This is a genomic window from Sporomusa termitida (assembly GCF_007641255.1).
GTDB classification, from domain to species: domain Bacteria; phylum Bacillota; class Negativicutes; order Sporomusales; family Sporomusaceae; genus Sporomusa; species Sporomusa termitida.
This window is the reverse complement of the sequence record NZ_CP036259.1, coordinates 2,634,760-2,648,205: the sequence shown is the minus strand read 5'-3', so window position 1 is coordinate 2,648,205 and position 13,446 is coordinate 2,634,760. Positions and strand designations below refer to the sequence as shown.

General features: G+C 46.6%; 17 protein-coding genes and 2 riboswitches. Of the genes, 12 read left to right on the top strand and 5 right to left on the bottom strand.

Annotated features, from left to right (window positions below):
• Nucleotides 1–375 carry a hypothetical protein gene (locus tag SPTER_RS12540; RefSeq protein ID WP_144350699.1) on the bottom strand — a complete coding sequence of 125 codons (375 nt, stop codon included), beginning with the start codon at nucleotides 373–375 and terminating at the stop codon, nucleotides 1–3.
• A gap of 242 nt (nucleotides 376–617) precedes the next feature.
• Between SPTER_RS12540 and SPTER_RS25055 the strand changes: the two genes are divergently transcribed.
• The 5 genes from SPTER_RS25055 to SPTER_RS12520 all read left to right on the top strand — a co-directional run bounded on the left by SPTER_RS25055 (nucleotide 618) and on the right by SPTER_RS12520 (nucleotide 4,453).
• Nucleotides 618–1,841, top strand: a complete 1,224-nt coding sequence (locus SPTER_RS25055; protein ID WP_211367270.1) for a hypothetical protein — start codon at nucleotides 618–620, stop codon at nucleotides 1,839–1,841.
• A 343-nt stretch (nucleotides 1,842–2,184) separates the two neighbouring features.
• Nucleotides 2,185–2,697 carry a GNAT family N-acetyltransferase gene (locus tag SPTER_RS12530; RefSeq protein ID WP_144350698.1) on the top strand — a complete coding sequence of 171 codons (513 nt, stop codon included), beginning with the start codon at nucleotides 2,185–2,187 and terminating at the stop codon, nucleotides 2,695–2,697.
• A gap of 131 nt (nucleotides 2,698–2,828) precedes the next feature.
• A riboswitch (cobalamin riboswitch) is annotated at nucleotides 2,829–3,011 on the top strand.
• A 352-nt stretch (nucleotides 3,012–3,363) separates the two neighbouring features.
• Complete coding sequence (locus tag SPTER_RS12525; RefSeq protein ID WP_144350697.1) at nucleotides 3,364–3,567, top strand: hypothetical protein; 204 nt, start codon at nucleotides 3,364–3,366, stop codon at nucleotides 3,565–3,567.
• A gap of 279 nt (nucleotides 3,568–3,846) precedes the next feature.
• On the top strand, nucleotides 3,847–4,005 hold the full coding sequence (locus tag SPTER_RS24740; RefSeq protein WP_170233247.1) for a hypothetical protein: 159 nt from the start codon (nucleotides 3,847–3,849) through the stop codon (nucleotides 4,003–4,005).
• A gap of 166 nt (nucleotides 4,006–4,171) precedes the next feature.
• The gene (locus tag SPTER_RS12520; RefSeq protein ID WP_144350696.1) at nucleotides 4,172–4,453 is read left to right on the top strand and encodes a hypothetical protein; all 282 of its coding nucleotides are present in this window, start codon (nucleotides 4,172–4,174) and stop codon (nucleotides 4,451–4,453) included.
• Here SPTER_RS12520 and SPTER_RS12515 read toward each other — a convergent pair.
• From SPTER_RS12515 to SPTER_RS12505, 3 genes are all read right to left on the bottom strand, one after another.
• A complete protein-coding gene (locus tag SPTER_RS12515; RefSeq protein ID WP_144350695.1) occupies nucleotides 4,448–5,137 on the bottom strand; it encodes a redox-sensing transcriptional repressor Rex in 690 nt (229 codons plus the stop codon). The two genes, SPTER_RS12520 and SPTER_RS12515, sit on opposite strands and share 6 nt — an antisense overlap.
• Nucleotides 5,138–5,305: 168 nt before the next feature.
• Nucleotides 5,306–5,390: riboswitch (ZMP/ZTP riboswitch) on the bottom strand.
• A 253-nt stretch (nucleotides 5,391–5,643) separates the two neighbouring features.
• Entirely contained in the window at nucleotides 5,644–6,099 is a 456-nt protein-coding gene (locus tag SPTER_RS12510; RefSeq protein WP_144350694.1) for a ferritin-like domain-containing protein, read from the bottom strand.
• A gap of 245 nt (nucleotides 6,100–6,344) precedes the next feature.
• Entirely contained in the window at nucleotides 6,345–6,650 is a 306-nt protein-coding gene (locus SPTER_RS12505) for an MGMT family protein (protein WP_246105289.1), read from the bottom strand.
• 124 nt (nucleotides 6,651–6,774) lie between these two features.
• On the opposite strand from SPTER_RS12505, the gene SPTER_RS12500 reads away from it, so the two are divergent.
• The 3 genes from SPTER_RS12500 to SPTER_RS12495 are packed head-to-tail and all read left to right on the top strand — an operon-like array spanning nucleotide 6,775 to nucleotide 7,920.
• Nucleotides 6,775–7,164 (top strand): secondary thiamine-phosphate synthase enzyme YjbQ, encoded by a 390-nt coding sequence (locus SPTER_RS12500; protein ID WP_144350693.1) that lies wholly within the window; start codon nucleotides 6,775–6,777, stop codon nucleotides 7,162–7,164.
• Nucleotide 7,165: 1 nt separating this feature from the next.
• On the top strand, nucleotides 7,166–7,297 hold the full coding sequence (locus SPTER_RS25785; protein ID WP_342787087.1) for a hypothetical protein: 132 nt from the start codon (nucleotides 7,166–7,168) through the stop codon (nucleotides 7,295–7,297).
• A gap of 38 nt (nucleotides 7,298–7,335) precedes the next feature.
• Nucleotides 7,336–7,920: an AAA family ATPase gene (locus SPTER_RS12495; RefSeq protein ID WP_246105288.1), complete on the top strand. Its 585-nt coding sequence runs from the start codon at nucleotides 7,336–7,338 to the stop codon at nucleotides 7,918–7,920.
• 162 nt (nucleotides 7,921–8,082) lie between these two features.
• On the opposite strand, the gene SPTER_RS12490 is transcribed toward SPTER_RS12495, so the two are convergent.
• Nucleotides 8,083–9,489, bottom strand: coding sequence for a sigma-54 interaction domain-containing protein (locus SPTER_RS12490; RefSeq protein ID WP_144350692.1), 1,407 nt, complete (start codon nucleotides 9,487–9,489; stop codon nucleotides 8,083–8,085).
• Between the two features lie 335 nt (nucleotides 9,490–9,824).
• Between SPTER_RS12490 and SPTER_RS12485 the strand changes: the two genes are divergently transcribed.
• From SPTER_RS12485 to SPTER_RS12470, 4 genes are all read left to right on the top strand, one after another.
• Nucleotides 9,825–10,553 (top strand): GntR family transcriptional regulator, encoded by a 729-nt coding sequence (locus SPTER_RS12485; protein ID WP_211367269.1) that lies wholly within the window; start codon nucleotides 9,825–9,827, stop codon nucleotides 10,551–10,553.
• Between the two features lie 90 nt (nucleotides 10,554–10,643).
• A complete protein-coding gene (locus tag SPTER_RS12480) occupies nucleotides 10,644–11,732 on the top strand; it encodes an ABC transporter substrate-binding protein (RefSeq protein ID WP_144350691.1) in 1,089 nt (362 codons plus the stop codon).
• Between the two features lie 100 nt (nucleotides 11,733–11,832).
• The gene (locus tag SPTER_RS12475; RefSeq protein ID WP_144350690.1) at nucleotides 11,833–12,648 is read left to right on the top strand and encodes an ABC transporter permease; all 816 of its coding nucleotides are present in this window, start codon (nucleotides 11,833–11,835) and stop codon (nucleotides 12,646–12,648) included.
• 4 nt (nucleotides 12,649–12,652) lie between these two features.
• Nucleotides 12,653–13,441 (top strand): ABC transporter permease, encoded by a 789-nt coding sequence (locus tag SPTER_RS12470; protein ID WP_144350689.1) that lies wholly within the window; start codon nucleotides 12,653–12,655, stop codon nucleotides 13,439–13,441.
• Nucleotides 13,442–13,446: the final 5 nt, after the last annotated feature.

Here is a 13,446-nt window from a genome sequence, read left to right as displayed (position 1 = left end):
TCAAACTTCATAGCCCACAAGGGTAATGTACATTGTTCCCGCCGTGTCGGTCGTAAGTGAGATGATTTCGTCCGGTGCAAATCTAACCGGGGAGGGAAAGCTTTCACTATAAGTGGCAAGAGCAGCCGTTAAAACAATTGACAGGAAGGGCTGATTACCGGTCCTGCTTAATGTAACAGTTAAGCCGGCAGGGGCGGAAGTCTGCACTGCTGTTAGACAGATTTTTTTGCCGGTAGCCGGTATCCATAGTGGATTATTTGTCTGAATTGCGGAAAAAGCATTAAACAAAATAATATCTGATGCATGTTCCTGGGTAAACAAGGGTCTTGTTGCGTAATTAAAAACATTATAATTGGTTCGCGTTTTATTTTTCATTACCTGGAAACTCCTGATTTTTATTGTTATATTTTAATATATGAAACTGTTATTTTAAGGTGCGAATTAAATAAAGCTTAGAGGTTATTCAGGATAGTACTTCCTGTTTCTTAAGATCAATAGCATATATTTACTCGCATGCCATCGGTTTAAATGCCGCTATGCTTTCGTTACACTAAACAAATTGCTCTAAACCTGCATAAACTGCTATAGGACTCTATAAATAAAGAAAGGAATATCGTATGAGTAATATATTGCTACAAGTAGAACGTTTAACCGCAGGTATAGTTGCGACAAATGCAACGGTTTTATTTGACTCAACGACGGTGGCAACAGGGAATATCAGCTACGATAACGCCACCGGTGTTATTACCTTGCAGGAGGCGGGCCGCTATGAATTTGACTGGTGGGTGGCAACACAGTCCTCCCTCGCCACGGATGGAGTTGGCTTTGCGCTGGTTTCCTCGCAGGGGGATGTTATCATTGGTAATTCACCAATCAAAACAGGCGAGGTTGTCGGCATCGGCATAATTGAGGTTACCGTTGCGCCTGTGACTGTAGAACTAAGGAACAACAGCAACGCAGGCGTTGCTTATTCCGCCCTTGTTCCGGTCAAGTCTGTATTGGCTGTGATCGGGGAATCTAGTACAGACATAATCGGATCGACCGGTTCTACGGGAGCAACCGGCGCCACCGGCGCCACGGGTCCGACTGGTGATACCGGGGCAACCGGTGCCACGGGAGCAACCGGCGCCACGGGTCCGACTGGTGATACCGGAGCAACCGGGGCCACGGGGCCAACCGGTGCTACCGGAGCAACTGGTACCACGGGAGCAACCGGCACTACGGGTCCGACTGGTGATATCGGAGCAACCGGGGCCACGGGGCCAACCGGTGCCACTGGAGCAACCGGCGCCACGGGCGATATCGGGCCCACCGGACCTTCAGGCCCGCAGGATATGGATTTAAGTATTATGACTACTAGTTTGGGAAATATTGATGTAGTCATTGCCCCTAATGAAGGCGGCGGCAATAATCAAGCGCTGGGGGGCATCGCTTTTGGCGGCGATTTGGACACGAGAGAGCTTTCGCGTGTAGCGGCCTACATCATCCAGGTCGGTGCCGGTACTGGGCAGTTTCAAATGGCTGTTTTACAGGCAACGTCAACATCCACCGCCTTGGTGGTCGGCGTAACCGATATCGTAACAACGATTTCCGGCGGCCTGTTTGTATTGCCGCTTACCGACACGGTAAACGTGGCGGGAGGAACTATTTATTATTTGGCGGTCTACAATCAGGTCAATGCTTCGCAAATCGGCGGTGTGATCGCGGGAACGAATACTGTGCAGGATGCGCCGCCGATCAATTTTAGAGCGCAGAATCTTGCCGGCTTTACCATTGGGCAAACTATTAATATCAGTGATGTAAACCTATGGCGAACGCCCTGGCTGGCAGCCATGAAATAAACGAAGCACGGCTATGCTTGGGAGGACAATCGCCGCAATCCATACGAGGCCAAGGCAGCCTGCTGCTGTTTTGTGTTTTCAAGAACTATGGGAAAGGTAAACAGCGAAATAGACGGCCCTCTTCACCTGCCAGTGATGCTGAGGGCCTTTTTTCTGTTTCCTCTATACAATACAGATCGAAAAGACCGGAAATCGACGCAAAATATCTCTATAAGCAGGAAACTTACGACCCCGGGCGAATTATTAAGACATAAAACTTTTGACCGCCTGTAAAAGGGTGGGTTAGGTTTTAAGGGTTGACTTTTACCCATAAACAAGATTTATCATAAAAGGATGTGTGCTTATGATTCGTAGTGCCGGGCCTGGTGATTTAGCTGCTATCCAGGAAATTTATAATGAGGCGATCATTAATACGACGGCAGTTTATGATTATAAACCTTATACCATGGCAGCGAGAACATTATGGTATGAGGATAAGGTGAATGCCGGTTTGCCTGTGCTTGTGTACGAAGAAGGCAATCTTGTTGTCGGCTTTGCAACCTTTGGGCCGTTTAGGGCTAAACCGGCCTATAAGTATACAATAGAACATTCGGTCTATGTCCATAATAAGCACCGGGGAAAACATATCGGCACTATTCTCATGCAGGAATTGATAAAGCTTGCCAACGCTCAGGGGTATGCGACGATGGTGGCCGGCATCGACGCCAGCAACTTGGGCAGCAGAACCATGCATGAAAAAATGGGCTTCTGTTTTTCCGGCACGATCCACAAAGCCGGTTATAAATTTGGCAGATGGCTGGATTTAAGTTTTTATCAATATAAGCTGGCAGGTCCGGACAAACCGACAGAGGAATAAAACTTAGCGGGGAGTAAGAGCTTAACCGGAGTAAAGTGGAAAATGTCGAAATAAGCAGAAGAAAAACTCTCGACAAGCCTTAGTGTCTGTGCTATGCTTTAGAAAATAATAAATTAAAAGAAAAATTAAATAAATTGATTTTCGGTGCAGGTGCCCGCAAGGGCATAATAGAAAAGCCGGTTCAAGACCGGCGCGGTCCCGCCACTGTAATGGGGAGTGAGTCCAAGATATGCCACTGGAACATAATTGTTCCGGGAAGGTTTGGAGGAGCGATGATCCAGAGCCAGGAGAACTGCCTGTACAACAATCACCGTTGACCTGCGAGCGATAGGGAGGGGATTACGTGTATGTTTTGTGCCGGCAGTTTTCCGGGATAAAAGCAGAAGCCTCCTATTGTTGTCATCACAGGAGGCTTCTTTTTATTTTGCCGGTTGTGAGCGTACAATAGAGACTTTTAAAGGTATAGCGGACTTTTTTTAATACCTGTATAAGTTGCCTTACGACACGATTGTGTCTTAAGGCAACGCCGACAGGTGCTTTGCCATAGCGGGTACAGGCGCCTGTGAGCTTTATCCTTACACGGGAATAGGCAGCAAAGGAAAAGAAGGCAAGAAAACAATCAGGCAGGAGCGACTTGTCACTGTCCGGCAGTATAGGAGTGGATTTATGAAACAAGAACAAATTAAACAGTTAACTCAGAAACTTTTGGCTTGCGGCTATCATTCCTCCCAGATCAGGCACATCATCAGCGAGGCTGTGGAGAGTGGTACAGCGGACACTGGCAGTTCACAGGAGCAATTGATTATCGAGGCCCTTGAAAGCTATGTGGAATTTGGCAGCAAGTGCAAAAGGACGGGAAACCGTAAATAATCGGACCCCATAACGCGCATCGCCGGTAAAGCAATTCGCTTTAGATAGGGCGCGAGAGCGTGTGAGTCAAAGTCCGGGTTGGCGACAGACTCTGAGGCTGACGTGTACGAGCACGTCAGTTTTTTCTTTGGGCTTTACTACGTTTCCGGCCTGGATAAGACCGGGAACAAAAAAACGCCTGCCGGGCGGGTGCGCTTCGATGCTAAGATGAAGGTACGTCTTCATGTACAGGAATTTGTTAATTTATTGTAGAATTACATCTTCAGGGGAGGTAGGTAGATGAAATGTCTGATCTGTAATAAAGCTATGCCGTTTGACTGTACCTGCGCCGATATGGGGAAAAGAATCCAACTTGTCAGGGATGCCAAACAAATGGCTGTTTCTGAGGAATTTTTTAAAGAGTTCGCCCAAAGCAAGCTTATGGTAAATATTGAATAAATGGTCGCAGACCGTCCGGACAGGACAGTCTGCGACCATTTATCAACAATCAGTGCCGAAGAAAAAATCAGAGGCAGTCATTGACTTCAATCAGGTATTTTGGTACAATTTGCGGGGAATTTCTTGCAATGAATCGGGTGCTGGTGAGCAGTAGGAGGATTTAACCATGAGCAGAGAAAAAATGCTGAATAGAGAAATACTTGTTCCTGCTATTAAAAAGTTTTGTTCGGTGCATTACAAAGACGTTACGGTTTCGGATTTGCTTCACAAAGGGGGGCACCGGCACCGCGTGGAAATAGAAGCTGATGGTATGGCCTTTTATGTTGATTTTCATTTCAAAGCCAATGGCAGTACTTCGATTGATATATCCAGTGGACACCATATAGATAAAAAAAAGCAAATTAAAGAAGCTATTTTAGGTGAGCCTGCATATTTAAAGTTATTATGAAAAAGATTCTATGTAGGGTTTTCCTGCCAAAAAATCGTTTTTTATAATACCATTCAAGCTATAGGTAATCTGGCTTAGCCAGGAAGCAATATTCACTTCCACCAGCAGGATATGCTTCGGAACTAAAACGGGGATAGACGAAAGATTGGCAATACCGGTAACCCCCGCTTCTACCAGCTTGTTGGCAACCTGCTGGCTTTTGCTTTGCTCCACCGCCATAATACCCATAATAATATTTCGCTGCTGAACAATAGCGTTAATATTAGCAAATGATTCGGTTGCCAATTCCGAACCGCCGCCGACAGGTACTCCCGGATTGTCTTTTTCCAGATCACAAACTGCGGCAATATGAATTCCCGGCGGGAAGATACTGCTGGCTGTGAGCAGGGTTAAGGCCGGCATGCACGACCCGATGATTACTGCATTCCACGCAGCTCTGTAACCCAGGATCTGTTCAATCCGCCATATCATGTAGTGAACCCGGTAACCGACTCCTTTTGTGCCGAACTCTCCAAAGTTACCAAGATCTTTGCGGACAAGCGAAGAGGGAACACTCATGCGTCGTCCCAGGTCTTCGGAGGTACAGATGATTTTATCTTCACTACGCAGTTGCAGCAAAATTGCATAATATTTTGCTATCCTATTAATGGTGCTTTTCGGTATTTCATTTTTGGCAAATCGCATTTTACACAGCCTCCTTGATCTAATTACAACAGCTAAGAATAAGCCCGCTTATCAGAAAAATATACTTCACAATATTTGGACGATTTTAAGTGGTATGTTGGCTATAAAGCCAGCCAAGCAACCAATGCATAATAAAACGTTACTAAACAAAAAAAACGTCTGAACAACAATTATTGTCCAGACGGTCGACTGTGATCTGAAAACTACGCTTCATGTGGTAAACTCCACTAATCCGTCAGTCGCGTAATTTTATATTATACTATATCAACTATAACATATTAACTGAATTTGGTCAAATCTATGTTTTGCCTAAAACGGCTTAGCAGCAATGCGCGAATATGGACGCCTGACCATCAAAACTTATGAGCAGGGGCTGTCCGGTTCTGGCCGTTACTGATGCAGGCTGCGGGATCCCGCAGATATGCTGGCCAAGCTAGGCACGCCGTTTTTGACAACCACAGCGCATGGCACCGGTCTTGGGCTACCGGATTTGCTATAGTATTACCTTACCATACCTCAGCATAAGCAATATTCACATAGTATTCTTCCAATTTAGTTTTGTGGTTTTTCTCCATTGCGGACAATTCCTGAAATATTTTTTTCTGACCCGGGTCGGCACTGGCATTGGCAAAATCGGCATACATGTTCATTGCCTCTTCTTCATTTTTCATTGCCAAAGCAATCGCATCCGCCGGTTTCATAGACAGGGAAAGTTTTGGTTTGTCTACCGTTTCGGAGATCTTGTAGTCAGCAGACTCGTGAAAATGCAGGCTGGTACAGTTTCCGGCCAGAAAACCGGCCAGAAGTTTTTGATGGCCCTGCTCTTCGGCTGCCAATTGGCTGAACATTTTTTGAATGACAGTGTCGGCTGCTCTTTCCGAGACGCCTTTGTAAAACTCGTAAGCATCCGCTTCATTGGCGATAGCCAGTTTTAATATTGCCGCATATTCTTCCTGTGTCATGCTAAAAAACCACCCTTCTGAATTTAGATAGTATAGTTAAATATTACCAAAGCTACTGTTATTCTATCATGTTGCCTGTTTTTTTAGCAACTGGGTTTAACAGTAGTTCAATTTATTTTTGTAAATGTAAAACCTTGGCGTTGGCTGCCGCCGCCGCCGTTAGCTACTCAGACCTAAGGCGCATTGACTTAACCGGAGCTGTTCGTGTAAAATATTTACAGAAAACGACTGCCGGCCGGACCGTTTCAGGACTGCCAGCAGCATTTAGTCATATCCACCCGGCCATCGGCGGTAAATTCGACACCTTCGCCCTCCAGCAGCAGCCGTTGCACATCCTGGCCGCCAAATATAAAGCCGGCAGCAAGCCGGCCATCTTTAAAAACCACCCGGTGGCAGGGGACCTTGCCCTGGTACGGATTGCGGTGCAGTGCATAACCAACCGCCCGGGAAGCCCGCCAGCTCCCGGCCATAAAAGCAATTTGGCCATAAGAGGCTACTTTTCCTTCCGGAATTAAACGAACAAGTTCATAAACCTTAGCATTAAAACTCATAAAATCACCCTGTATATTTATTATCTCTTCTATTATATACCACCATAATACCCCGGCCAATGTAAAATTGATCTATAACCGTAGTTAGAATCTGATAACAATACTCTGTCAAGAGGAGGCAACTATGGAACAATTTAGCCTGGACACCCCCCAAGAAGGGTTTATCGATATTACCGGCAAGGTGAGGTCCCTTGTCCGGCAAAGCCGGATTACAGCAGGCCTTTGCCAGATATTTGTTCCTCATACTACAGCCGGCGTAACTGTTAATGAGAATGCCGATCCGGATGTGGCCGCCGACATGCTGGCAGCCTTGGCGCAAATGGTTCCTAAGCTGGCCTATCGCCACCGCGAAGGCAATTCCCCTGCTCATGTTAAAAGCTCACTGGTGGGTTGTTCGATCACGGTGCCGGTTCTGGATAATAATTTGCGCCTGGGGACCTGGCAGGGAATTTATTTCTGCGAATTTGACGGGCCGCGCCGGCGTTGTGTTTGGGTGCAGCTGATAGGGGGATAGCATGCTGCATACAAGCCAGCAATACATTCGCAGTGTCCAGCTGCTGCGGCATAAGGTCGCACGCTTTGATGTATATCCGTTTTGTTTGCCCGCTGTTGCTGATCTGCAGGAACTGGGCTTTCACCCCAGATAACCTTTATTGTCGGCGACAATGGCACCGGCAAATCAACCTTGCTTGAGGCTATCGCGGTTGCCTGGGGTTTTAACGCCGAAGGCGGAACCGTTAATTTTAATTTTACTACCCAGGCTTCTCACTCTGAGCTCCATGAATACATCCGGCTGGTTAAAGGCACGAAACGCCCCCGGGACGGCTTTTTTCTCCGGGCCGAGAGCTTTTATAATTTAGCGACAACGATTGAACAACTGGATTCGGCCGGCGGACCGGGAGGGCGGATCATTGCTGCCTATGGTGGCAAATCGCTGCATCAGATGTCACATGGCGAATCCTTTTTTGCGGTGTTTCAAAACAGATTGGGCGGCAACGGGCTGTACATTCTGGATGAACCGGAAGCGGCCTTGTCCCCGGTGCGGCAAATGGCGCTGCTTACGCGTATGCACGAACTGGTTCGGCAGAATTCGCAGCTTATTATTGCCACCCATTCGCCGATTATTATGGCCTATCCCTACAGCCAGATTATACAGCTTACGCAGTCCGGCATCTGCCGGCTGGAGTATGAGCAAACAGAGCATTATTCCATTATGAAAGAGTTTACGAATAACCGTAGTAAAATGCTAAAGATCTTATTGGACGAGTAAGTAGATAAAAGAACTGCTCAGTTTATTCTCGGCAGTATTTTATTAAGGGAAAAACAGCGTTTCCCGGCCCAAGAAAACCCTGCGGAGCAAATGCCTCGCAGGGTTTTCTTACGGCAGAGCATGACAGTATATAGCAGCACGACGGTTTGTGAGACTGTATGATTAGCCATCTTTCAGCTTGGTGCAGCCTGTAAATGTTTTCAGTTTCCGGTAGAGCACCGTGCGGCAAATACCGAGGCGGTTGGCGGCTTCGCCTGTACGGAAGTTGCAGGCTTTTAAAATGCTGTAAATATATTGTTCCTCAAACTGATGCATGGCTTGTTTTAGTGAGCCCTGGCCTTCAGCGGCTATGGCAAACTGGGACTGCTTCAGCTGCCGGCCGGCAGCTGACAAGGTTAGCGGAATCTGAGCCGGCTTATCCTGCAGGCCCAAAACGATGTATTTTTCTACAGCATTACGCAGCTCTCTTACATTTCCCGGCCAGTCATAGCTCTGGAAGGCGGCCAGCACACCGTTGTCCAGGGCGATGTTAAAATTATATTTTGCATTAAACTTTTTTAAAAAGTGCAAAGCCAGCACCGGGATGTCTTCCGGTCTTTCCCGTAACGGCGGCAGCACTAAATCTACGACATGCAGGCGGTAATAAAGGTCTTTGCGGAATGATCCATCCTCGGTCATCTTTTTTAAATTCTTGTTTGTGGCGGCAATCAGCCGGAAATCGCTGGTGAGATTAACACAACTGCCTAACCGGCGGATTTCGCCTGTCTCCAGTACCCGCAACAATTTGGACTGCAACGGCAGGGGTAATTCAGCAATTTCGTCCAGGAATAAAGTTCCCCCGTCGGCAGCCTCTACTACGCCGATATTGCCCTGGGTATTGGCACCGGTAAAGGCGCCTTTATTATAGCCAAACAGCTCGGCTTCGGCCAGTGATTCCGATAAGGCCGCACAGTTTACGGCCATAAAAGCGCCGCCGGCGCGATTGCTGTGGCGGTGGATATAGCGGGCCAGCACCTCTTTGCCGGTGCCTGATTCGCCGTAAAGAATGGCCGGACTGTCTAATCTGGCCACATTTCCAGCCTGATTCAAAATGTTTTTCATAGTACTGCTTTCAGCAACAATATCCTCTGCCGTGGAGCCGGCAATATGTATATTATGCTTCAGAGCCGGGCTGTTTCTTAAGTTTAAGCCGGCACGGGGGTTCTTCCTGTCAGCTGAGGTTGCAACACAGGTTGTTACCAGATATAGCAATTCGCCGTTAGGACTAAAAACAGGCTGGCTGATAGCATGGGTTTCGATTTTAAATTTTGTTTTAACCAGGCCTTGTTCAACGCATTTATTTTTGGCGGCACGTAAGGTGTAAGAAGTATTAAGTGTACCGTTATGTATAAGTTCGCTAAGATTTAGATTCAGAAGCTGCTCCATCGGTACGCCAACCGTTAAGGCGGCCTCGGTATTGGCGATAAGTAGATTCCCATTCTGATCGGTAACAAAGATGATTTTGGGTTTGGGAAATGCAGATGTTCTTTCATACCCCGGCTGGATTGAGGTAATTGAATTTTGCGGCATAGGCAACCTCCCCTCCAAAGCAATTGATAATGCGGTTTTTCTAATAGTACGACGTTGTATAGACAAATACCTCCTATAATTCAAATTATTTTGAAATTTTAAGCTGGTGTTTTTGTATTTTACGTCTCACCGTATAGATAAAGGAGATTTTTACGACAATAAACCAGGAATGTTGATTCAGTGAGCTGCAATCCTGGCCGGGCTGCTCGATTCTCGGAAAATACGGGCGATAAAAAATAGTTATTATTTAGTTGCTGTTTATGCCGGTAGTAGCAGGAGTAATCAATCTTTTGACGAAATAGCATATATACTGATACGGACAAGCAGACAACCGCATGAGAGAAGTTGATGAGATGATGTTGCAAAAAAACAGTGCAATTCCGCTATATATGCAACTGGCGAAAATAGTGCGTGACGATATTGTAAGCGGGGTATATAAAGAGGGCGATCTCATACCGTCGGAAGCCCGGATGGCCCAAAAGTATAAAATAACCAGAACAACAATCCGCCGGGCTATCGCTGATCTTGTTAATGAAGGGTTATTAAGCCAGGTACATGGCAAAGGCACCTATGTGTGCTTTAAAGAAGTAACCTATAATGTTTGGAACTTCGGCGGTTTTACCGACTATATTGCGAGCCGGGCTGAAACCCCGTATTCCATAGTATTGCGCAAAGATATCATTACCGTCGATAATCAAAAATACTTGGCGCTGGACAGAGTAAGAGGGGTACAGCAAGGCGCAAAGCTTATCTTTTTAACCATTGATTACTCGCAGATTCCTTTGGCTTTATTTCCCGGACTGGAGCAGTATGACTTTAGTGACAGCTCCCTTTACCATCTTATGCGCACACAATATCATATTTTTCCTAAACGGGCCGAGTTGTCAATGAATGCAATATTAGGCGACACCGTTATGAAAGAGACCTTTACCATAAAAAAGGATATTCCCCTGTTGCTGGCTTCCGGTCAGATCTATGACAGGGAAAACCGTGAGATTGAGAGGCTGCGGGTTGTTTATGGACCTAATATGCAGTTTAAAGTGGTTGCCAATATGGAAGTATAGGCAGGTTGCAGAGCAGGCCTTAGCGCGGTGGGTCACCGGATAAGGGGATAAATGGAAATATAAGGAAGTAATGAGGGGGAAGAGGATTCAATGAACAAAAAAGGTTTTTTGCGCAAAGCGATGGTAACGCTGCTGGCCGGGATTATGGCCGTGGGGGTTGCCGGCTGCGGCCTGAGGTCAAGCCAGCCGGAAGCGGGTAAAGAGACTAAAACCCTGGTGGTGGTCAACTGGAAAGATTATGGTTCCGACAAAGCCGAGGTTGTTAAACAATTTGAAGACAAGTATCAATGCAAGGTAGTCCATATTTATATGTCTTCGGAAGAGGAATTGTTGACAAAACTAAGAACCGACGGTGTGGGCAAAATTGATGTAGTACTGCCTAATGCTTCCGTGCTGCCGGTTGCTGAAAAAGAAAATCTGCTGGCGGCGATTGATACCGGCAAATTGGAAAACTATCAGTACATAGCCGATAAGTTTAAAACATTGCCGGAGAACAGCCTGGATGGCAAAACTTACGCGATTCCCTGGGTTTGGGGGTCAACGGCTATTGCCTACAACAGCAATATGATCAAGGAAAATGTGGCCAGTATTCATGTGTTATGGGATGAAAAATATAAAGGTCAGATTGGTTTCCGGGATGATTTTAATGATGCGGTCATGACTGCTGCCATCGCTTTAGGGCAGAATCCCCATAAGCCGTCTGATTTAAAGGCTGTTAAAGCGAAGCTGCTGGAGCAAAAACCGCTTAATAAGACCTATTGGAAAACAGGGGATGAGTGGTCTAAGCTTTTTGCCAATAATCAAATTGCCATTGGTGTTATGTGGAGTGGACAGGCAGCTTTAATGAAAAAGGAAGGCCAGCCGATTACATTTGTCATCCCGCGCGAGGGTGCCATTGGCTGGGTGGATAACTGGGCCATTGTCAGGAATGCCCCCAACGAAGACCTGGCTTATAAGTTTATTGATTTTATGATAAGCAAGGAATTTCAGGAAAACTGGGCTAAATCCGGCGGTCCTGCCCCGGTCAACAGCCTGGCGACAGCAGCCCTGGACCCGCAGCTGGTAAAGGATAATTGCATGGATGAAGCATCCCTCAATAAACTGTATTTTATCTCATACCAGACAGACGAAGTGAAAAAGGCTTGGAATGAATTATGGCAGGAAGTAAAAGCCCAGTAACCTATTGCCCGTAAAAAATACAAGCCCAAAGTATTTTGGGCTTGCTTTTTTCACTTGTGTAAGGAACGTCGCAGCCGAGCAGCGTTGACTGGAGGAAAAAATGAAAAGAAAAATTATGCTGATGAGTCCGGCAGTATTTATGCTCATTGCCTTTGGCGTTGTCCCGCTTTTTATTATGTTTTATTTCAGCTTTTTAAGTAATGGCCCGCACGGCAGTTTTACTTTACAAAACTATACTGATTTTTTTTCAAAAGAGCTATATCTGAAGTTAACCGCCAAAACTGTCCAGCTGAGCCTGAGCGTTACCCTGATTTGCCTGCTCGTCGCCTATCCCATGGCGTACATTATGGCCAAGATTATCCGCAAGGGTAAAGGGCTGCTACTGCTGCTGATTATTATTCCCTTCTGGACAAGCGCCCTGGTCCGGGCTTATTCGTGGGTCAATCTGCTGCGTGACGGCGGGCTGCTGGAAATTTTTTTACGCAATCTGAACCTGATTGAGGGCAGTCTGGGGCTTTTATTTACCCAGACCGCGGTTATTATCGGGCTGGTGCATATCTATTTTCCGTATATGGTAATTACTATTTTCATGTCGTTGGAGAAGCTGGATGATGCGATCCTGGATGCCGCCCAAAGTTTAGGGGCTACACCCTTTACCACCTTCCGGAAAATTACCCTGCCTTTGAGTAAAGTGGGAATACTGACAGGTTCAATTCTGGTGTTTATACCCTGTCTGGGCAGCTTTGTCGAACCGAGAATCCTGGGGGGCGTTAATGGCTCGGTCATCGGTACGATTATCGAAGATCAGTTTTTTGAAATCTATGGCTGGAATTTCGGGGCAGCCATTGCTTTTATTCTGCTCGCGATGGTATTGGCGTCGATGGGGCTGGCAGCGAGATTTAACAAGGAGGGTTAACAGTATGAAAAAACAAGGATTAGCCTGGCTGTATGCGGCTCTGATTTTTTCCTTTTTGTACATTCCGGTTTTTGTGCTGGCGCTGATGTCCTTCAATCAGTCCCGTTATAATACGCTGCCCTTTGCTTTCAGCACCCACTGGTACAGTTTACTGCTTGCCAATACCAAGCTGATGGCTGCTGTCATCAACAGTGTCTATATTGCCGCAATCACAGCCGTTATCTGTGTTGTGCTGGCAACTGCGCTGGTGCTTGGCCTGCCGGCAGGACGCAGCCGGATCAGGAGTCTTGTGAATTCCCTGGTGCTTATGCCACTGACCATTCCCTGGCTGATTATGGGCTTATCCTTATTGCTGCTGCTCACGGAACTGGGATTCAGTAAAAATCTGTTCATGCTGTTAAGCGGCCATATTATTATCTCCCTGCCTTATGCCGTGCTGGTTATCGGGGCCAGACTTGCCGACATGGATAAATCGATTGAGGAAGCTGCCTATAGTCTGGGGGCCAATGAGTGGACAACCTTTTACCGGATTGTTCTGCCTAATATCTGGCCGGCGCTGATTGCCGGCGGGTTCCTGGCTTTTATGATTTCCTTTGATAATTTTGTCATTTCCTATTTTCTGATCCCTTCCGGGAGCAGTACCCTGCCAATTGAGATTTATTCTTCCATAAAGTTCGGCTTTACCCCGGAGATTAATGCTGCGGCAACCATTATCCTGGTGGTGACGATGGCGATGATCCTATTGATTGCAGCCTTAATGCAGTCCTCAATTAAGAATGTCTTTGGGAGGTAATGGCA